General features: G+C 71.2%; 18 protein-coding genes and 1 tRNA gene. 14 read left to right on the top strand and 5 right to left on the bottom strand.

Annotated elements, in window-relative coordinates:
• The first annotated feature begins 29 nt into the window (after positions 1–29).
• The 4 genes from J2S43_RS01335 (at position 30) to J2S43_RS01350 (ending at position 1,708) form a co-directional block, all read left to right on the top strand.
• Positions 30–470 carry a DUF3052 domain-containing protein gene (locus tag J2S43_RS01335; protein ID WP_306826668.1) on the top strand — a complete coding sequence of 147 codons (441 nt, stop codon included), beginning with the start codon at positions 30–32 and terminating at the stop codon, positions 468–470.
• Between the two features lie 110 nt (positions 471–580).
• On the top strand, positions 581–1,039 hold the full coding sequence (locus J2S43_RS01340; protein WP_306826670.1) for a peroxiredoxin: 459 nt from the start codon (positions 581–583) through the stop codon (positions 1,037–1,039).
• A gap of 42 nt (positions 1,040–1,081) precedes the next feature.
• Positions 1,082–1,153 (top strand) — tRNA-Val (locus J2S43_RS01345).
• 270 nt (positions 1,154–1,423) lie between these two features.
• The gene (locus tag J2S43_RS01350) at positions 1,424–1,708 is read left to right on the top strand and encodes a hypothetical protein (protein ID WP_306826672.1); all 285 of its coding nucleotides are present in this window, start codon (positions 1,424–1,426) and stop codon (positions 1,706–1,708) included.
• A 21-nt stretch (positions 1,709–1,729) separates the two neighbouring features.
• Here the strand turns inward: J2S43_RS01350 and J2S43_RS01355 are convergent, their stop codons facing one another.
• Together J2S43_RS01355 and J2S43_RS01360 are read right to left on the bottom strand one after the other, a co-directional pair.
• Positions 1,730–2,668: a hypothetical protein gene (locus J2S43_RS01355; protein ID WP_306826674.1), complete on the bottom strand. Its 939-nt coding sequence runs from the start codon at positions 2,666–2,668 to the stop codon at positions 1,730–1,732.
• A 760-nt stretch (positions 2,669–3,428) separates the two neighbouring features.
• Complete coding sequence (locus J2S43_RS01360) at positions 3,429–4,193, bottom strand: RNA ligase family protein (RefSeq protein WP_306826676.1); 765 nt, start codon at positions 4,191–4,193, stop codon at positions 3,429–3,431.
• A gap of 169 nt (positions 4,194–4,362) precedes the next feature.
• Between J2S43_RS01360 and J2S43_RS01365 the strand changes: the two genes are divergently transcribed.
• On the top strand, positions 4,363–6,570 hold the full coding sequence (locus J2S43_RS01365; protein ID WP_306839132.1) for a glycoside hydrolase domain-containing protein: 2,208 nt from the start codon (positions 4,363–4,365) through the stop codon (positions 6,568–6,570).
• A 9-nt stretch (positions 6,571–6,579) separates the two neighbouring features.
• Positions 6,580–7,851 carry a glycosyltransferase gene (locus J2S43_RS01370; RefSeq protein WP_306826678.1) on the top strand — a complete coding sequence of 424 codons (1,272 nt, stop codon included), beginning with the start codon at positions 6,580–6,582 and terminating at the stop codon, positions 7,849–7,851.
• Between the two features lie 296 nt (positions 7,852–8,147).
• Here J2S43_RS01370 and J2S43_RS01375 read toward each other — a convergent pair whose 3' ends face one another.
• Positions 8,148–9,191 carry a S1 family peptidase gene (locus J2S43_RS01375; RefSeq protein WP_306826680.1) on the bottom strand — a complete coding sequence of 348 codons (1,044 nt, stop codon included), beginning with the start codon at positions 9,189–9,191 and terminating at the stop codon, positions 8,148–8,150.
• A 400-nt stretch (positions 9,192–9,591) separates the two neighbouring features.
• On the opposite strand from J2S43_RS01375, the gene J2S43_RS01380 reads away from it, so the two are divergent.
• Together J2S43_RS01380 and J2S43_RS01385 are read left to right on the top strand one after the other, a co-directional pair.
• The gene (locus J2S43_RS01380; RefSeq protein ID WP_306839134.1) at positions 9,592–10,818 is read left to right on the top strand and encodes an FAD-dependent oxidoreductase; all 1,227 of its coding nucleotides are present in this window, start codon (positions 9,592–9,594) and stop codon (positions 10,816–10,818) included.
• Positions 10,815–12,125 carry an erythromycin esterase family protein gene (locus tag J2S43_RS01385; protein WP_306826682.1) on the top strand — a complete coding sequence of 437 codons (1,311 nt, stop codon included), beginning with the start codon at positions 10,815–10,817 and terminating at the stop codon, positions 12,123–12,125. The genes J2S43_RS01380 and J2S43_RS01385 overlap by 4 nt, the downstream gene beginning before the upstream one ends.
• A gap of 137 nt (positions 12,126–12,262) precedes the next feature.
• Here J2S43_RS01385 and J2S43_RS01390 read toward each other — a convergent pair whose 3' ends face one another.
• A complete protein-coding gene (locus J2S43_RS01390) occupies positions 12,263–12,742 on the bottom strand; it encodes a hypothetical protein (RefSeq protein ID WP_306826684.1) in 480 nt (159 codons plus the stop codon).
• 114 nt (positions 12,743–12,856) lie between these two features.
• Here J2S43_RS01390 and J2S43_RS01395 point away from each other — a divergent pair, with 114 nt between their 5' ends.
• Positions 12,857–13,720 (top strand): Vgb family protein, encoded by an 864-nt coding sequence (locus J2S43_RS01395; RefSeq protein WP_306826685.1) that lies wholly within the window; start codon positions 12,857–12,859, stop codon positions 13,718–13,720.
• A gap of 236 nt (positions 13,721–13,956) precedes the next feature.
• Here the strand turns inward: J2S43_RS01395 and J2S43_RS01400 are convergent, their stop codons facing one another.
• On the bottom strand, positions 13,957–14,616 hold the full coding sequence (locus tag J2S43_RS01400; protein WP_306826687.1) for a bifunctional DNA primase/polymerase: 660 nt from the start codon (positions 14,614–14,616) through the stop codon (positions 13,957–13,959).
• Between the two features lie 388 nt (positions 14,617–15,004).
• On the opposite strand from J2S43_RS01400, the gene J2S43_RS01405 reads away from it, so the two are divergent.
• From J2S43_RS01405 to J2S43_RS01425, 5 genes are all read left to right on the top strand, one after another.
• A complete protein-coding gene (locus J2S43_RS01405; protein WP_306826689.1) occupies positions 15,005–16,234 on the top strand; it encodes a helix-turn-helix domain-containing protein in 1,230 nt (409 codons plus the stop codon).
• 13 nt (positions 16,235–16,247) lie between these two features.
• Positions 16,248–16,817: a flavoprotein gene (locus J2S43_RS01410; RefSeq protein WP_306826691.1), complete on the top strand. Its 570-nt coding sequence runs from the start codon at positions 16,248–16,250 to the stop codon at positions 16,815–16,817.
• Positions 16,818–16,933: 116 nt separating this feature from the next.
• A complete protein-coding gene (locus J2S43_RS01415; protein WP_306839136.1) occupies positions 16,934–17,755 on the top strand; it encodes a Nif3-like dinuclear metal center hexameric protein in 822 nt (273 codons plus the stop codon).
• Positions 17,752–18,492 (top strand): zinc ribbon domain-containing protein, encoded by a 741-nt coding sequence (locus J2S43_RS01420; RefSeq protein ID WP_306826693.1) that lies wholly within the window; start codon positions 17,752–17,754, stop codon positions 18,490–18,492. The genes J2S43_RS01415 and J2S43_RS01420 overlap by 4 nt, the downstream gene beginning before the upstream one ends.
• Positions 18,489–19,658 carry a bifunctional RNase H/acid phosphatase gene (locus J2S43_RS01425; RefSeq protein WP_306826694.1) on the top strand — a complete coding sequence of 390 codons (1,170 nt, stop codon included), beginning with the start codon at positions 18,489–18,491 and terminating at the stop codon, positions 19,656–19,658. The genes J2S43_RS01420 and J2S43_RS01425 overlap by 4 nt, the downstream gene beginning before the upstream one ends.
• Positions 19,659–19,805 lie beyond the last annotated feature (147 nt).

Raw genomic sequence — 19,805 nt, forward strand, 5'->3', positions numbered from 1 at the left:
ATGAGCAGGAGACAAGGAGGCACTCAACAGTGAGCGCGACCGCTGGTCAGGCCGCCGACGGCGTACGGAGCCTGGCGGACCGGTTCGGCATCGAACCGGGCATGGTGGTCATGGAGATGGGGTACGACGAGGACGTCGACCACGATCTCCGCGACGCCCTGGCCGACCGTAGTGGCAACGACCTGGCCGACGAGGACACCGACGAGGTCGTCGACGTGGCGCTGGTCTGGTTCCGCGACGGCGATGGTGACCTGTTCGAGCTGCTCACCGACGCGCTCGGCCCGCTGGCCGACGCCGGTACGGTGTGGCTGCTGACGCCGAAGGCGGGCAGGGACGGCCACGTGGAGCCGAGTGAGATCAGCGAATCGGCACCGACCGCGGGTCTGACCCAGACCTCGACGGTGAACGCGGGCAAGGACTGGACCGCCGCGCGGCTCGTAACGCCGCGTGCCGTCCGCGCCAAGAAGTAGACAAGCTTGCCGGTCGCCCGCCACGGGCGACCGGATGGTTTCACCGTCGCGGCGGCACCGGGCCCGTGCCGTCGCGACGAGGCGTGTCCAGCGACGGGAGGGCGGCGGCCGTGATCGGAGTGGGGGAGAAGGCTCCCGGCTTCCTGCTGCGGAATCAGAACAACCAGGAGATAGCGCTCGAATCGTACGCCGGGCGCAAATCGGTTCTTCTGGTCTTTTATCCTCTGGCGTTCACGAACACGTGCCAAGGCGAGTTCCACGAGCTGCAGTCCCGGCTCGCCGACTTCCAGAATGAAGCGGTCCAGGTCCTCACCATCAGCGTCGACTCGATCTTCGGCCACAAGGTCTGGGCCGACCGGGAGGGCTTCACCTTCCCGCTGCTGGCCGACTTCTGGCCACACGGCCAGGTCGCCCGTGCTTACGGCGTCCTCGACGAGACCCGCGGCACCGCCGAACGCGGCACGTTCCTCATCGACCGCGACGGCATCATCCGCTTCGCGGAACGCCAGGACCGCGCCCGCCCCCGCGACCAATCCGCCTGGCTCGAGGCCCTGGCCTCACTCGGCTGACAGCCTCACCGCAAGGTAGGCTGACGGCCACCGGATCACCCCGGGCGCATAGCTCAGCGGAAGAGCATTCGCCTTACAAGCGAAGGGTCGCAGGTTCGAACCCTGCTGCGCCCACCCACAGCACCTGACCTGCATAAACGTCGCTCGGTCATCCCGAAGGGAAAACCGAGCGGTGCTTATGCAGGATTCGCTTACATCACAGTCGGCGATGCCGATACGCGCCTGGGTGCGCGACGTGGTTTCTCACCCCTGCGCCGCCGCACCCTCCGACGGGCAGCGGTTACTGCTGACTCGCAGCACCTCGGTGCGAGGAGGCGTGAGGAGAGGTCGAGAGCCGAGAGCTGGGCGCAGTGGGGGCAACTGATCCTGAGTGATGGCGATCGGGTGCCTCTGGGCGATCCAGCCGTCTCTGAGCGCCCGGGTGCGCCGCGGCTGGGTGCTGCCGGCGTTCGGCGTGATGGTCGTGGCCGGCAACCGGAGGGCGAGTGGCGGGCGCTGACCGTCCGGGCCGGACTGCTCCGGGCCGCCGGTCGTCTCGGCGACGCCCAGGCCGACCTGGTGGACGCGCTCGCGCTCTCCGAGTCGGTCGGCGACGGCACCGGTGCGGACGAGGTGCGCAAGGCGCTGGCCGAACTCGCTTGGACGGTGGAGGAGCCGGCTCTCCGATGAGCCGGCTCCTCCGCCTGCCGATCAGGGACGGTCGATGGACTGCTCCGCGTGGGAAGCCGGGGCGGTGAGGGCGGCGATGCGGGCCGCGAGGGCGTCGAGCACCCGCTGGGCGTCGTCCGTGGGGATGGCGTCGGCGAGCACCTCGGGGGAGATGTCGGCGTCCCTGATGGCCTCGCTGAGCTGCTCGGCTGACAGACCGGACAGCGTGCTCTTGACGATCTGGGCGGAGTCCAGCATCTGGGAGTTGGACGAGAGCAGGACGGTGAGGTCACGCTGGATGGCCTGCAGCCGGCGGAAGATCTCCGCCCGGTCCACGCCGCCGTTGTGGGTCGGCGAGACGCCCGGCGGGTAGCCGCCGTTGAAGAGCAGTCGCCAAAGGTCTTCGGCCGCAGCCATGTCGCCCTCCTCAGAGCCGTGTGACCGCCAGGTGGCGAGGGATTCGCCGGCGAGTATGGAGTAGATCCGGTTCATCGCGTCGCCGGTGGCCACGAAGCGCCGGATGAACGAGATGTGCAGGTGCCAGAGGTGCGTGGAGTCGCGCCCCGGGTCCGGGCCGGCGTCCGCGCCGACGCCGAGCGGCCGCCCGCCGGTCAGGACGTAGCAGTAGACGGACCGGTTGTCCTTGGTGCCGATGAACTCTCGGATGATCGGCACACCGCCGATGTAGAGCCGCTCGTCCCGGGCCCGCGCCGCCACGTCCAGCCGGGACGTGTACTTCCGCATGGCGGCGTCGGACATCGTCAGGTCGAGGGCCGCCGCCTTGTCACCCGGCCCCTGCCGGTCGGCGGCGACGTCGGCCCGCGAGTAGTCGCTGGTCGCGACCGCGTTGCGGGTGTTGTGGTAGCCCGGTTTGGCCGCGTAGATGCCGCCGAGCAGTGCGGACGGTTCCAATCGGTCGAACCGCTCCCACAGCGCCCAGATCTCGTCAGTGATCTGGGCCGGGTTGGGATTGCGCGCCACCAGCTGCACCTCCTTTTCGAACTGTCGACATGACCTTGAATATGCCCAATCGGGAGTGACGGTAGTGCCGCGTGGAACATCCGGCATGCCCTGAACGAGTGATCGAGTTTGTATTTCTGGCCCATACCGCCGGTGACCAGCGGTGATCCGCAAGAGGGCGTTGCGCGGCGGCCCGCTCGAACGGGTGATGTCCGCGGATCATGCGTCGGCGACGTGCCAGGTTCGAACCGCTCTGGCCTGCGGCTTCAGAGGAGGCTTGGGGTATTCGGGCATTCTGCGGCATCTAACGTATTTTTCGTTCATCGCCAAAGGTTCTTGGCCGTAGATGCCGCGCTGTTTGCGGAGCGGCCATGGACGACTACGCAGAGTGCCCGAAATGGGTGCGTCGGCGGCGCGGCCGTCGCCCCGGACGGTTCCGTCGTGACCCTCGGCGGGACCGCGTGCTTTCCGGGACGACGGCCGCGCCGCCGGTCGGAGGAGCCCCGCGCGCGCCGGGCGATGCGGGGCGCTCGATTCCCGCACGGCCGAGGCGATGCGGCAGCGATCCCGGTTGCGGTGGTGATGCGCTGCCGTGCGCGTCGGTGTCCGCCTGGAACTCTGCCCGCTGTCGACCTGCCGCGCCATCGGGAACACAGGCCGCGAAACAGTGCTTAACGGACTTTCAGCGTGGCGGCTCGGACGATCCCGATCGGAGTACCCGGTCCGGCTCGACGGCCAGCCGGTCCGCCCGGCGGCGCGAGGCCCCGATCACCAGAAGGGATCAGCGGCGGCGCAGCGTGCGGGCGTAGTCCTGGAAGCGGGCCTTGGCGATCACCGAGCGGTCGGGGGCGCGGAACACGATGCCCTCGGCCGCGCCCTGGCCGGAGTCGTCCAGCCGGACCAGCGTGCCCGGCAGCCGGTCGGTCAGCAGCGACTGCATCCTCTCCAGGCCGGCCGGCAGCTCCGCCGCGTCCAGCGTGAACAGTCGTGGCGCCAGCTCGACGCCGGCCTCGGCCGCGATCGCGTGCAGCGCGTCCTCGTCCGCCCACGGCTGGCCGCCGCCCTCCCGCCAGGCCGAGATCCGCTGCGGCGGCGCGGTGAGCAGGTGCTCGTGCCCGTCGAGCAGCGCGGTGTCGAAGAGCCGCCAGCCGACCGCGCCGCGCGCGCTGTACTGCTTCGCGTGGCCGCCGATCCTCCCGCCGTAGAGCTCGAGGTAGAGGACGCGGAACCCATCCACCGCGGGCAGCGACTCGGCCAGCGGGCGCAGGTTCTCCAGGATGCCCTGGGACGGGTTGCCGATCAGGTCGCCGCGCGCGTAGAGCAGTTCCTCGCGCGAGCCGAGCAGATACGTACCCCCGGGGATCTGAATGATTCTGGCGTTGGTGCCGTCGACCTTCTCGGTCGCCAGGACCGGGCCGGTGAACGGGACCGCCTCGTCGAGCAGCCCGCCGTTCTTCGGGTCCAGGGTGTGGTAAGTCGGGATCGACGGGTACTTGGTCAGGGAGTTCAGGGCACGCAGGTCGGTGGCGCGAACGTCGAAGCTCATGTCGATCCTCCTCGGCGGATCAGACCGCAAGATCGCGGCGTCCGGGTAAGGATGGCAAGCGGCCGCGAACCGGAGCAATCGAAAAATCCGCGCCGGAAACGCCCCCGTAACCGACCGAAGATCGTACGCCGGGTAAAATTCCGGCATCTTAGACGACGTTGATCCGTTCATCGGCACAGCAGCCACCGACCTGCCGCGCGCAGACGGCCTGGCCGCCACCTGGTGGTGGCCCAAGCCGCAGGTCGGCAACACCCACCCCGGCGCCACGTCGCCGCTCGGCATGGTCTCCGCCTGCGCCTACTCCGGTGCCTACCCGACCGGTTACGGGCGGTACGCCAAGAACACCGAGGGCGTACCCGAGGAGATGTTCGGGCAGCTTCAGGCGTCCGGCTTCACGCACTTCCAGCAGTCCGGCACCGGCGCGATCCGGAAGTACTACAACTACGTGCGCGTCACGCCGATGGTGCAGCCGCTCGACGACCTCGGCCAGGCCTGGCCGCTGCAGGACGAGACGGCCGAGCCCGGCTACTACGCGGCGACGCTCGGCACCGGCATCCGCTCGGAGATCACGGTCGGCGACAAGGTCGCGGTGCACCGCTACACGTTCCCGCGCTCCAGCAGCTCGCGCGTGGTGATCGACATGTCGTGCGGCGGCCTCGCGATCGAGCTGGGCCGGACCATCCCGCTGCGTGCCCAGGTGGAGAGCATGGGCCAGGGCTTCGCGCAGGGCACGGTGTGGATGGAGGGCGTGCCGCTCTCCGTCTTCGTGCAGTTCGACGCGCCCCGCTGGCGGCAGATGCTGTGGTACGACCGACGCCTGATCAACGGCGGCACCCGGCTCGACTTCGACAGCATCCGGCACACCACGCTGCGCCCGTTCGGCATGCTCTTCATGGGCCCGACCGCGGCCGGCCAGACCGTCGAGATCCGGATGGGCTTCTCGTTGCGCGGCCACGAGCAGGCCCGGCGCAACCTGGAGAGGGAGTGCGGCGTCGAGACGGCCGCGTTCGACACCGTGCGGTCCCGGACCCGCGCGCGCTGGGGTGATCACCTCGACCGGGTGCAGGTCGAGGGCGGCACGCCGGCCCGCCGCACGGTGCTGGCGACCTCGCTCTACCACTCGCTGATCAAGCCGTGCTTCGGCGACGACGAGTCCCCGTTCTGGCCGGACTCCGGGCCGTACGCGTTCGACGTCTGCACCATGTGGGACATCTACAAGACCCAGCTGCCGCTGCTCTCCGCGATCGTCCCGGACCGGGCGACCGACCTGCTGGAGTCGCTGATCCGGGTGTGCGAGGAGGAGGGCAACTTCCCGATCGGCTACCGGATGGCGCGCGGCGCGGACCGGTTCTTCCGGCAGGGCAGCGCGCTCGCGCACACCGCACTCGCGGACGCGCACGCGCTCGGCCGCGAGGGGATCGACTGGAACTGGGCGCTCGTGCACATGGTCGACGACCTGCGCCGGATGTACGGCGAGGACTTCTGGGAGCACGGCGTCGTGCACCCGATCAGCCACACGCTCGACCTGGCGTACGCGCACCACGTGACCGCGAAGGTGGCCCGCGCGCTGAACGACCGCCGGCTCGCGGACGATCTGGAGGAGCGCAGCCGCGGCTGGCGCAACGCGTTCGATCCGGAGACCGGGCTGCTGCGCGACTCGGAGTTCTACGAGGGCGGCAAGTGGAACTATTCGTTCCGGCTGCTGCACGACATGCGAGCGCGAATCGCATTAGCGGGCGGGGATGCACCCTTCACCCGAATTCTGGACCAATTCTTCGGGTACGGCGCGGATCCGGTCACTCAGCCCGGTCGTGCCCCGAAACCATCCGAGATGGCCGCCGGATATGCGCTGAACCGGTTCGAGGGACTGAACAACGAACCGGACATGGAAGCGCCCTGGGCGTACCACTACGCGGGCCGCCCGGACCGGACCGCCGAGATCGTGCATGCGGCCCTGACCTGGCAGTTCGGCACCGGCCGCGGCGGCCTCCCGGGCAACGACGACTCCGGTGGCCTGAGCTCCTGGTACGTGTGGGCCTCACTCGGCCTTTTCCCGGTCGCGGGTCAGAATCGTTTCCTGATTAATTCGCCCGCGTTTCGGAGTGCGATGATCCGGACCGGCGAGGGTGAGTTCATCATCGAGACCACTGGGCACCGCGACTCACCGATCGGGGTGGACGGTATTGATCGGACCCCGCCGGTCCAGTACGTTCAGGCCGCCACCCTCAACGGAAGGCCTCTGGAAGCCACGCATCTGAGCGCCGCGGACGTTCACCGCGGCGGCCGATTGCAGCTCACGCTGGGTCCGGAGCCGTCCTCGTGGGGGCGCGGGATCCGCCCGCCGTCCCTGTCAGACTCGGCGGCAGCAGCTCAATAAGGAAAGACCATGAAATACCCCCGTCGCCGTCTCGTGATCGTGGTCCGGGCCGACCCGGTGATCTGCGGCCATTCGGGCGAGGCACGCAACCTCGCCGAGGTCGCGCTGACCCGCGGGTTCGACGACGTGCGCCTGCTGACCTGGACGATCCCGACGCTGCAGGCGGCCGGGCTGCCGCTCAAGCCGCTGGACCGGCTCCTGCCGTACAGCGAGGGCATCACGGTCGAGCGCCCGGAGCCGGTCGGCGACTACCGGGTCCCGGACGGCCGGCACATCGCCGGCATGACCGGCCGGCTGGTCGAGCTGCTCGCGGAGCCGGTGCCGACCACCGTGCTCTCGATGTACCTGGTGCCGCACACGCAGGTGGTCAACGAGGCCGTCACGGCCGCGAAGGCCGCCGGGTTCGCGCCGGACGTCTACACGATCGCGAAGGCGGTCGGCTCCGACGTCACCAACGTGATCCGCAACTGCCTGCGCGAGGGTGCGTTCGGCGCCGCGACCGTGCTGCTCACCCAGTTCCTGGCCAGCGACGAGGTGGTCGCCGTCTCCGACTACACGCGGGACGAGATCATCTCCTCGGCCGAGGAGGTGGACGCGGCCGTCGGCACGCGCTTCGCCGAGGAGTGCCGCCGCCGCGTCACGGTCAGCTACCCGCCGATCGACTCGTCCGCCTACCTCGACCTGGACCCGGCCGCGGTCGACGCCGCGCTGGCCCGCCGTGGCCTGGAGCGCGACGGCTACGTGCTGTTCCTCTCCCGCGTCGCGCGCGCCAAGGGCATCTACGACCTGGTCATGGCGTACGGGCAGATGGAGTGCCGGGACAGGGTCAAACTGGTCATCGCGGGCACCGGCCCGGCGCTGGAGCACGTGCAGGCACTGGCCAAGGAGGACGAGAACATCATCTTCCTGACCGACGTGGACGATGACGAGAAACCACTGCTGATGAACGGGTGCGCGGCCTACGCGCTGCCGACCAAGCCGGAGCCGGACTTCGTCGAGACGTTCGGCATCGCGCTCGCGGAGAAAGGCCTGGCCGGGGGCGGTCCGATAATCACGGCGCTGACCGGTGGCACCGGCGAGGCGGTCGGCGACGCCGCGGTCATCGTCGAGGCGGGCGACGTGGCGGGCATCGCGGCCGCGATCGACCACGCGGTGCTGAAGATGTCCGCCGAGGAGCGCCGCGACCTGGAGGTGCGGGCGCGGGCGCACGCCATGACGTTCGACCGCGGCCAGGTCTTTGACGATCTCTTTCCGGTCAAGCAGGCTGTCGCCGCAGCTTAAGAACAGGGCCAGGGCTTAAGGGCTTAAGGGCGATCTTCCCGCTTCCGGCGTGGTCGCTTTGGGCGTGCTCCCGCGGGCACCGGTCGTCGCTGGCGCTCCTTCCTGCACGTTGCGTGGTGGGAGAGGAACGAGAACCGAGCCGGTCGGCCGCTTCGCGGCCTTCCCGCCCGGTCGTGTGGTGTGAGGAGGCTGCTCGTGTCCTTCGCGCCCGGTCGTGTGGGGACGAGGAACGGAAAGACCGAGCCGCTGGACCCGTGCGGGGGGTCCAGCGGCTCGGCCCGCAGGTGCGGTAAGGGCTAGAAGCCGCCCACCGTCAGGCCGCCGCGCGAGAGCGCCTCGGTGACGGGCTGGAAGTAGGTGACGCCGCCGGAGGTGCAGTTGCCGGAGCCGCCGGAGGTGATGCCGTAGGCGACCGAGCCGCGGTACAGCGGGCCGCCGGAGTCACCGGGCTGGGCGCAGACGGTCGTCCGGATCATGCCGCTGACCGCGCCCTCGGCGTAGTTCACCGTGGTGTTGAGCGCGGTCACCGTGCCGGAGCGGGTGCCGGTGGTGCTGCCGCGGCGGGTGACCGCGGTGCCGACGGCCGGGGTGGCCGCGGAGGAGATCGTCTGGCTGCCGACCGCGCTCGGGTGCGCGATGCTGGTGTTCGTGTACCGGACGATGCCGTAGTCGTTGCCCGGGAAGCTGGTCACGGTGCGGGTGCCGAGCGTCGTGGAGCCGTTCGTCCACGTCGCCGAGATGTTGGTGCAGTGACCCGCGGTCACGAAGTAGTACGTGGAGCCGGACCGGGCGTTGAAGCCGAGCGAGCAGCGGCTGCCGCCGGCGTAGATCGCGTCGCCACCGGTGATCGTGGTGGAGAGCTTGCCGGTGAACTCGAGGCGGGCCGCGGCGCCGGCCTTCTCCACCTTGGCCTTGATGACGGCCACGTCCGCGTCGCTGACCGTGTTGTCGACCGAGACCACGACCTGGTTCGCGATGACGTCGGTGCCCCACGCCGTACCCGCGATCGGGGTCTTGTTGAGGTCCGCGATCACGGCGTCGAGCTGCGCGTTGCTGAAGGTGACCGTTTCGGCGACCGCGCCCTCGGCCCGGACCGCGCGGGCGGCCGCCGCGTCCGTCACGGTGACGACCATGCGGTTGGTGTCCGCGTCGAAGTACGCGCCCGCGGTGCGGGTCGCGCCGAGCTCGTCGCTGAGCGCCATGGCCGTGCCGGCGTGGGCCTCGGTCATGAGCGTCGGAGCGGCCTGGGCGTTGGTGGGGGCGATGAGGGCGCCGACGAGGATGGCGGGCGCAGCGATGATCGTCGCTGAGCGCCGGATCGAGGAGCTTGTGGATCTCACGTGGTCCTCCGAGGGGGTGGATCGGCAGCGGACATTCCACTCAAATCAGGAGAGTTGATGCCCCAGATGCGGGAAACACTTCCATCGGTCAATGCCCCTCACAAGGCCTATTTCCCGCATGAGGTACTGGGTGGTATGAGGCGTCTGAGCAGCCAAAACACTCGATGTGCGGGGAATCGGATGATCCGTTTGTCGCACTACAAGGGAAAACCCTTAGGGAGTGTTCACTTTTGGGGACCCTTCAGCGCCATGGCCTCGTGATATCCGGCCAAGTGATCGACAAACCCTGATTTCCGGCGCGTTGCGGGTGTCGTGCGTTCGACACCCGCGGTGCTCGGCCGCGTGCCTATAATTCAACAGTCGATGAGATTGGAGGTGCGCTATGAGTCGCACCGATGAGATCAACACTGATGTCTGTGTCGTCGGCGGCGGCCCCGCCGGCCTGATGCTCGGCCTGCTGCTCGCCCGCGCCGGTGTCCGCACGGTGGTGCTGGAGAAGCACGCCGACTTCCTGCGCGACTTCCGCGGCGACACTGTCCACCCGTCCACGCTGGCGCTGATCGCGGAGCTGGGGCTGGCGGAGCGGGCCGAGGCGCTGCCGCACCGCAAGGTCGACCGCGTCACGCTCACGTTCGCGGACGGCTCCCGCCGGATCGGCGACCTCAGCCGGCTGAAGGGCTGGCCGCCGTACATCATGTTCGTCCCGCAGTGGGACTTCCTGGAGATGCTCGCCGACGAGGCCGCGCGCTACGACACGTTCACGCTGCTCCGCGAGACCGAGATGGTCGGCCTGCGCCGCGATCCGGACGGCACCGTGCGCGGCGTGACGGCGCGCACGACCGGCGGCGAGTCGCTGCACGTCGGCGCCGCGCTGACCGTCGCGTGCGACGGGCGATCGTCGACGGTGCGGCGCGAGCTCGGCCTGACCCCGGTGGAGTTCGGCGCGCCGATGGACGTGCTGTGGTTCCGCCTGCCGCGCGCCGACACCGACCCGGAGGGCGTGCAGGGCCTGGTCGGGGCCGGGGGAGCGCTGGTCTCGATCGACCGGGGCGACTACTGGCAGATCGCCTACCTGATTCCCAAGGGCGCCCACGACACCGTCGTCGCGCAGGGGCTGGACGCATTCCGTACCCGGGTGGTGTCGCTCTTCCCCGCTCTCGCCGACCGGGTCGATCAGATCACCTCGTTCGACGACGTGCGCAAGCTGACCGTGCAGGTCGACCGGCTTCGCCGCTGGCACGTGCCGGGCGCGCTGCTGATCGGCGACGCCGCGCACGCCATGTCCCCGATCGGCGGCGTCGGCATCAACCTCGCCATCCAGGACGCGGTCGCGGCCGCCCGGCTGCTCGCCCCCGCGCTCCGCGAGGGCCGGCTCACCGAGGCCGGCCTGGCCGCGGTGCAGCGCCGCCGCATGCTGCCGACCCGGATCGTGCAGGGCGCGCAGCGCGTCATGCAGCGCAGCGTGGTCGCGCCGCTGCTGCGCACGGAGCGGCCGGTCCGGGCCCCGCTGCCGCTGCGGCTGCTGGACCGGTTCCCGGTGCTGCAGGGCATCCCCGCCCGCGTCATCGGTGTCGGGCCGCGCCCGGAGCGCGCCCCGGCCCTCACCGGCTATTCTCCTCGGTCGTGAGAATCGCGCTGACCACTGTGGATCCGGACGCCCCGCTCGACGACCTGGAGCCGCTGCGCGCGCTGATCGGTGGCGCGCGCGTGGTCGGCATCGGCGAGTCCTCGCATTATGTGCGGGAATACCAGCTGCTCCGGCACCGGCTGCTGCGGTTCCTGGTCGAGCGGATGGGCTTCACGGCGTATGCGCAGGAGTCCGGCTTCAGCGAGGGCCTGGCGCTCGGGTCCTGGGTCGCCGGCGCGCCCGGCGACTTCCCGGCGGACGCGCTGACCTACCGCTTCGGCACCGCGCCGGAGACCCGGCGCACGTTCGAGTGGCTGCGCGCGCACGGCACGGTGAGCTACACCGGCCTGGACCTGCCCGGCGACCTCGCGTCGATGCTGCCCGCACTAGCCGGCCTCGACGCTCATCTCGACCCCGGCGCGACCGCCGCGCTCACGTCCCTGCGCGACCTCGCCACTCGCTGGGCGGGCCCACACCCGATGCCCGCGTTCGCCGCTTACCTGGCGATGCCCCAGCCCGATCGCGACGCCCAGACCGTCCTGCTCGCCGACCTCTCCACCCGCATGGACGCGCTTCGCCCACTGCACCTCCGCGCCACCGGCGCCCCGGAGGCTCCGCGGCCCGACGGCGGTGCCGGTTCTGCGGAGGTGGCTCCACCCGGCAGTGGCGCCGGTTCTGGGGGGCCGGAGGTGGCGCGGCCCGATCATGGTGCCGGGTCCGCGGGGGCGGCACGGGCTGATCGTGGCGCGGCCCTCTCGGAGTGGGAAACGGCCCGGCACGGGCTGCGGCTCGCCGTGCTGCTCGACGCGCAACTGCGCGCTCAAGCCCGCGCGGCCGGCGGCGCGATGTCGGAGCTGGCCGTCAACGCGCGAGACGCCGCCATGGCGGAGACCGCACGCATGCTGCTGGCCCGCGGCGAGCGCCTGGTCATCGGCGCCGCCAACTCTCACCTGACCCGCACCCCGCCCAGCACGGCCGGCATCGAACTGCCCACGCTCGGCACCCATCTCGCCGCCTACCTCGGCGACGACTTCGTGGTGATCGCCCTGACCGCCGCCACCGGCCGCGTCCTGACCCGCCGCCGCTCCTCCGCCCCAGAGGGCGTCGAGATCGTCGAAGCCGACCTGGACTCCCCGGCCGACGGCAGCATCGAGGCCCTGCTGGCCGCCGACGCCCCGGTGCTCGCCGACGTCCGCGACGTGGATGCCTGCCGCACCCGTGTCCTCGACACCTACCAGGACCTCCCCATCTCGGCCGCCTACGACTTCGTCGCCTGCCTTCCCGCCGTCACCCCGACGACCCGCTGAGCCGTCGCGTGAGTTCGGATCGCGGGTCCACCGGCGCCGTGACATCGGATCCGCGGAAGCTTCGGGTCATCGGCGCCGGGTAGAGAGTTCTCTCCGGCCGGGCGCCGTGGGGACCAGGTGGTGCCGTCCCCTACCGGTCATCGGGGGGCCGGAAGTGGTTGGCGGAAGGCGAGAGGCGCGAGGCCGGCGCCGATGGCCAGCGCTGCGAGGGGGATCAGGTCGAGGCCGGCGGCGATGGTGACGGAGCCGGCCAGGACCGCGAACGGTGACCAGGCCGGGAGCCGGGGTGGCCGGGCGTGGGCCAGCAGGGCGAGCAGCGTCAGCAGGCCGAACTGGAACAGCAGCGGGCCGATCAGTTGTAGTGGGCCGGAGAGGTCGCCGGTGATGACCCAGCCGAAGCAGGCGGCGCCGAGGACGGTGGCGGCCGTGGCGGTGGTGGCGAGCGGCGAAGGGCCGGCCAGTGGGCGCAGCAGCGTGGCGAGCAGCGCGAACAGGAGCATGGCCAGCAGGAAAGTGACGTGGCCGGCGTCCCGGGCGACGTCGAGGTCGTCGAGCTGGCGGAGGAGGCCGTAGGTGAGGAGCAGCAGCGGGGCTGCGACGGCACAGAGACGCGTCATGGGACGAAGCGTGCTCCGGGTGCGGCCGAAGCTCATCCGGGTTCTTCCCTGGGACGACCCGGAATCATCGAAACCGGTTGCGGTCCTGCGGTGGGCGCGCGCAGGATGGCGGCGATGATCGAGCAGATTCTCGTGGGCGGCAGTCCCTACGGCATCGCGGCCGGCGCGGACGGGGTCGCCTGGACCACGCTCATCCACACTGGGCAGGTCGCGCGGGTGATGCCGGACGGCACGGTGGTCACGCATGACCTCGGTGCGCCGGAGAGCGGGCCCGCGGTGATCGTCGCCGGTCCGGACGGCAGCGTGTGGTTCACCCGGTCCCGTGACCATCGGATCGGCCGGATCGACGGGGCCGGTGTGGTGTCGGATTTTGCGGTGACGGCGAATTCCGGGCCGTTCGGGATCGCGTCCGGGCCGGACGGCGCGCTGTGGTTCACGGAGATGGCCGCGAACGCGGCCGGGCGCCTGGGCCTCGACGGTACGGTCACCGAGTTTCTGCTTCCGGTCGCCGACGCCTTCCCGTCGATGATCGCCACGGGTGCGGACGACGCGCTCTGGTGCACGCTGAATCGCGCGAACGCGCTGGCCCGGGTGGCGCTGGACGGCTCCGCCACCGTGCACACGCTGCCCACGCCCGGCGCCGGCCCGGTCGGCATCGCGTGCGCGGCCGACGGCACGGTCTGGTTCGCCGAGATCCTGGCCGGCCAGGTCGGCCGGCTCGGCCCGGACGGGACGATCACCGAGTTTCCGCTCCCGGACCGCGAGGCCAAGCCACACGCGATCGTGGCTGACCCGGCCGGCGGCGCCTGGTTCACCGAGTGGGCGGGCAACCGCATCGGCCACGTCACCGCGGACGGCACGGTCCGCCACTGGAACCTGCCCACCCCGAACTCCGAGCCACACGGCATCGCACTCGCCCCGGACGGCACGATCTGGGCCGCCCTGGAGAACGGCGCCGTGGCGCGGCTGAGGCCCTGACGTACGAGGAAACCCCCGAGCCCAGCCCGCCTCCGGGGTTCTCTGTTTCCGGGGGTTTGTCACGTGGCCTTCGGCAGGGGAACCGGGGCCGGTGGGGGACCGCCTTGCAACTTCCGCGGCGCGCGACGATTTCGTAATCCGCTGTCCGCCGTTCAGGGGTCGACCCCTTCGTGCCCGGCCGCTACGTTGGCAGCTACTCGTACCGGTTTGCCAGTGAGAGGCGGTCGGATGGGCGTTCAGGCCGCATATCTGGTGCCCGTCGACTGGCGTGGAAGCAGTGGCCGGGGGTCGGCATGCCGTGCGTAAAGGCCGAGCGCGTCCACCAGCATCGCCTGCACGGCGTAGGAGTCCGGCAGGCGCCACTGCACCTCCTCGGGGGACACGGCCCAGCGCACCGGCCCGTCCGGCAGCCGGGTCGGCGGCGCCGGGATCCACGATCCGGGGCCGTGGCGGAGCACGTCCAGGGACTCGTCCAGTTCCGGCCGCAGCGGATCGCCCGGCGCGACCAGGAGCATCCACCGCCCGGCCGGGGTGACCGCGACCGGCCCGCGCACCTGCCCGCGCCCGGGGCCGACCACACCGGCCAGCAGCCGGGCCGCGCCCAGCACGCGCAGGCCGAGGTGGGCCGGCACCTCCAGCACGTCGAACGCGTAACCGGTGGCGATCAGCACGGAGTGCGGCCGGGCCCGCCACCACGCCGCGACGCGGGCGACGTCGGTCGTGGCCTCGAGCTCCCAGGACTCCACGGCCGGGTGACAGGCGATCGTGGGACATCCCGGACGCCCACAGACGAAACGCCCACCGGTCAGGCAGGCTCCGGGCAGGACGGGCCACTCGTGGTCGGCGTACCGCAGCGCGGCGCGGCGCAGACGTGGCCGCTGCAACGCTCTGGTCATTCCGGACAGGGTCGTCGAAACAAATGGCGGTCGAGTGCTCCACCGCATGGCTAGAAACCCCCCAGGTCAGCAACTCATCCAGATTCTCGGGTGATCAAGCCGTCACCCGCCGCACTCGGTGTCGTTATCGAGTGTCGTACCGGTTGCAACTTGCATATGAAGTTACGAACGGCGGGAGCGCGGCGAACACACTCGCTGTGCGACCGGCACCGAACCAGTGAGGGTTGTCCAGCGCAGCACCGGACCGGCGCGCCGTCGAGGTCCAGCACGCCGGTCCGCGCCGCGCCGAACAGTCCTCATTGATCCCACCGGCACCGGAAATTCAAAGACGTTTTTCTCCGCTCGGGGTGCCGCCATATCGAGCACACGATGAGCATGAGGAGGACCAGTGGACGAGCTGCCGATCGGACGCCGCGTGGCGTACTGGAGGGGACGGCGCAAGATGTCCCAGCAGGTCTTCGCGGACCGGCTGGGCAAGTCGAAGAGCTGGGTGGACAAGGTCGAGCGCGGCGTGCGGCGGCTCGACAAGTTCTCCGTCATCTACGAGATCGCCGATGTGCTGCAGGTCGACGTGCAGTTGCTGCTCGGCAAGGATCCGGAACGCCGGCCGGACACGGTGAACTGCATCGACCAGGTCGAGGTCGAGGAGATCCGCTCCGCGCTGGAGCGGTACAACCAGATCAGCGCGTTCTTCACCGCCACGCCGCAGGCGCCGCCGCTGCCGGAGATGCGCAAGGCGGTCAGCCACGCGTGGCTGACGTTCCAGCACGCGAAGTACGGCGTGCTCGCCCGCGCCCTGCCCAAGCTGCTCCGCGACGGCCAGGCTCTGGACACCTCCACCCCCGAGCCGCAGCGCCCGGAGGCCGCCCACCTGCTCGGGCAGGTCTACCAGATCGCCTCGTCCACGCTGCGCAAGCTGGGCGAGCACGAGCTGTCCTGGCTCGCGGCCGACCGGTCCATCGCGGTCTGCCAGCGCGCCGACGACCAGCTGCTGGCCGGCGTCGCGACGTACCGGGTGGGCAGCTCGCTGCTCGCGCTCGGCCGGGCCCGGCCGGCGCTGGAGATCCACGTCAACGTGGCCAACCAGATCGCGCCCGCGGGCGACACGGACAGCACGCCGGAGCGGCTCAGCGTCTACGGCATGCTGCTGCTCCAGGGCGGCATGGCCGCGGCCCGGCTCGGCGACACCGCGACCGTGCACGATCTGATGAACGAGGCCACCCGGGTCGCGGAGCATGTGGGCGGCGACGCGAACCACTACTGGACCTCGTTCGGGCCGACCAACGTGCAATTGCACCGCGCGGCCGCGATGGTCGAGCTGGGTGACGGCCGGATGGCGGTCGAGACGCACGAGGTGATCAACCAGACCGGCGGGTTCGACGCGCTGCTGCCGGAGCGGCGCGCGCACCACTACCTCGACCTGGCCCGCGGATACTCGCAGATGGGGGAGATGGAGAAGGCGGGCGAGATGCTGCTGGAGGGGGATCGGCTCGCACCGTCCGAGATCCGCTGCCGGCCGATCGCGCACGCGGTCATCTCGGACGTGCTACGTCGCACCCGCGGTACGCCGTCTCCGTCCATCGCCGAGTTGGCTGAGCACATGGGAGTTGGCGTATGAAGGTTTACCGACCATGATCGGCGGCTGTCCTGCGCGCGTGCTCTACGTCGTGGCCTGCGGATCTCCGGTCGCCCGAAAGGTGGGCGTGCTGGTGGATCTCGCGCGGGCCGACGGCTGGGACGTCTGCGTGGTCACGACGCCGGACGGGCGCAAGTTCGTCGACGTGGCCGCGCTGGCCACGCAGACCGGACACCCGGTCCGTACCACCTACAAGAATCCGGGCGATTCGGACGTGCTGCCGCCGCCGGACGCGATCATCGTCGCGCCGGCCACGGTGAACACGATCAACAAGTGGGCGGCCGGGATCGCCGACACGCTCGCGCTCGGGCTGCTGGTGGAGGCCTACGGCAAGGACCTGCCGATCGTGGCGATGCCGTACACCAACGCGGCGATGGCGGCGCACCCCGTGTTCCGGGAGAACATCGAGCGGCTGCGATCCTGGGGGGTGAGCGTGCTCTTCGGCGACGACGTCGTCGAGCTGCACCCGCCCGGCACCGGTGACCGCTACGTCGACCGGTTCCCGTGGGCGCTGACCCTGGACGTCCTGCGGGTACGGCTCCCTACGGACGGAAGCCTCGCATAGCGGCGAGGGCCTGTTTCAATACGACACCCGGACCGCGCCTCGCTCCGGCCCTCCTCCTGAAACAGGCCCTGGATAGAGTTCTCGCCGTGACTTCCAGCGAGACGACCGTCGGCCGGCTGGTGGCCGCGCTCGAGGCGCGCTACCGGCCGGCCTGGGCGGAGCAGTGGGACCGCGTCGGCCTCGTGCTCGGCGACCCGGCCGCGGTCGTGCGCCGGGTGCTGTGCGTGGTCGACGTGGTGGACGAGACCGTCGACGAGGCGTTCGCAGCCGGCGCGGACCTGATCGTGGCGCACCACCCGCTGATGCTCAAGGGCGTGTCGTCGGTCGCGCCGACCACGTTCAAGGGCCGGATCGTGCACCGGCTGATCAAGGGCGACATCGCGCTGTTCACCGCGCACACGAACGCGGACACCGCGAATCCGGGCGTGTCGGACGCGCTCGCCGCCCGCTTCGGCCTGCGCGAGCTCCGCCCGCTCTCCCCGCGGCCGGACGACCCGGCGCTCGGCATCGGCCGGGTGGGCACGCTGCCGGCCCCGCTGACGCTCGCCGAGTTGACCGCTCTGGCCGCGCGCGAACTACCCCCGACCACCTGGGGGGTACGAGCGGCGGGCGACCCGGAGCGGATCATCCGTACCCTCGCGGTCTGTGGTGGTTCCGGCGACTCCTACCTGGGCGCGGCGACCGCGGCCGGTGCCGATGCATACTTGACCGCCGACCTGCGGCACCACCTGGCCGGTGAGCACCTCGCCGGCGGGGGCCCCGCGCTGCTGGACGCGGCGCACTGGGCCACCGAACGCCCCTGGTGCGACGACGTGGCCGCCTGGCTGCGCGCCGGGCACCCGGTCGAGGTGCTCGTCTCGGACCTGGACACCGACCCCTGGACGCTGCACGCGGCGTCCCCGCTCTCAACTGAACAGAAGAAGGAGCCCTCGTCGTGAAGGCCGCGCCGCAAGCCCAACGCCGTCTGCTGGATCTGCAGGCTATCGACACGTCCCTGGCCCAGCTCGCGCACCGGCGCAAGACGCTGCCGGAGTACGCCGAGCTGGACACGCTGGCCCGCAACCTCTCCGCGCTGGAGGACGAGCGGGTGCGCGCGCAGGTCACGGCGGACGACCTCGACCGCGACATCGCCCGCCTGGAACGGGACATCGACCAGGTTCGGATCCGCCGCAAGAAGGACGACGACCGGCTGGCCGCCGGCACCGGCCCGGCCCGCGAGCTGGAGGCGCTGCAGCACGAGGTGGCCAGCCTGACCCGCCGGCAGAGCGAGCTGGAGGACCAGGAGCTCGAGCTGATGGAGCAGCGGGAGACCGCGCAGGCCACGCTGGACGAGATCGGCACGCGCCTTGCGGCCGCGCGCGAGGCCCGCACCGCGGCCGAGGTCCGCCGCGAGGCCGCGCTGGCCGAGATCGCCAAGGAGGAGGAGTTCAAGTCGCAGGCCCGGTCGCCGCTGGCCGCGGACCTCCCCGGCGATCTGGTCGCGCTCTACGACCGGCTGCGCGAGGCGAACGCCGGGCTCGGCGCCGCGCTGTTCCGGGCCGGTCGCTGCGGCGGCTGCCGCCTGGAGCTCTACGGCCAGGAACTGCACCGGGTCAAGGCCGCGCCCGCCGACGACGTGGTGCGCTGCGAGGAGTGCGGCCGGATCATGATCCGGACCGCGGAGTCCGGTCTGTGAGCCTGCACGTCATCGTCGAGGCGGACGGCGGCTCGCGCGGCAACCCCGGCCCGGCCGGGTACGGCGCGGTGGTCATCGAGGCCGCGACCGGCCAGGTGCTGGCCGAGCGGTTCGACTCGGTCGGCGTCGCCACGAACAACGTCGCGGAATACTCCGGTCTGATCGCCGGCCTGGAGGCGGCCGGCGAACTGGGCGCGTCCCGGGTCGACGTGCGGATGGACTCCAAGCTGGTCGTCGAGCAGATGTCCGGCCGCTGGCAGATCAAGAACCCGGGGTTGCGGCCGCTCGCCGCCACCGCGGCCCAGCTGATCGACAACTTCGACGAGGTCGGCTTCACCTGGATCCCCCGGGAGAAGAACAAGGCCGCGGACGCGCTGGCGAACAAGGCGATGGACGGCGGCCGCAGCGTGTCGCCGCAGCCGGTGGCGGACGTCGCGGCGCCGGACTCGTCGGCCCGCGCGCTCGCGAAGGAGATCGCGGCGAACGCGGCCGGCCCGGCCCGGGTCGCCGTGTCGCCGCCGAAGTCCTGGGTGCCGCCGTCGCTGACCGCGGCGACCCGCATGATCCTGATCCGGCACGGCGAGACCGACATGACCGCGGAGAAGCGCTACTCCGGCCGCGGCGACGTGCCGCTCTCCGCGCACGGCCTGGAGCAGGCGGCAGCGGCCGCGCGCCGGGTGGCCGTGCTCGCGCCCGACCTGGCCGCGGTGGTCACCTCGCCGCTGTCCCGCTGCGCCGCCACGGCCGCGGAGATCGCGCGGGCGGCCGGCGGCGTGCCGGTGCTGACCGAGGCCGGGCTCGTCGAGTGCGACTTCGGCGACTGGGAGGGCCGCACGTTCGCCGAGGTCCGCGAGCGGTGGCCGAACGAGATGCAGCGCTGGCTGGACTCGACCGCGGTGGCGCCGCCCGGTGGCGAGTCGTTCAAGGCGGTCGCGAAGCGGATCCGGGGCGCGCGGGCCGCGGTGCTGGCCGCGCACGAGGGCGCCACGATCGCGGTGGTCAGCCACGTGACGCCGATCAAGCTGCTGTTGCAGGACGCGCTCGCCGCGTCGGACGCGTTCCTGCACCGGCTCTACCTGGAACCGGCGGGCATCTCCATCGTGGACACCTGGCCGGACGGCAACGTCGCGGTCCGCACCGTCAACGACACCGCCCATCTGACGTGACCTGGGCGTCCCCCATGTCGTTTCAGCCACATGGGGGACGCCCGGATCACGGCGGTGTCGGCCGCGGTGGGAATGCCATCGATGGGCGTCGAGCCGTCCGGCGCAGGGGGCCGACCGCTGACCGCTTCGTGAAGTAGGTCACTCCCA

Origin of the sequence: Catenuloplanes nepalensis (assembly GCF_030811575.1) — a bacterium.
In the GTDB taxonomy this organism is placed as follows: Bacteria; Actinomycetota; Actinomycetes; order Mycobacteriales; family Micromonosporaceae; genus Catenuloplanes; species Catenuloplanes nepalensis.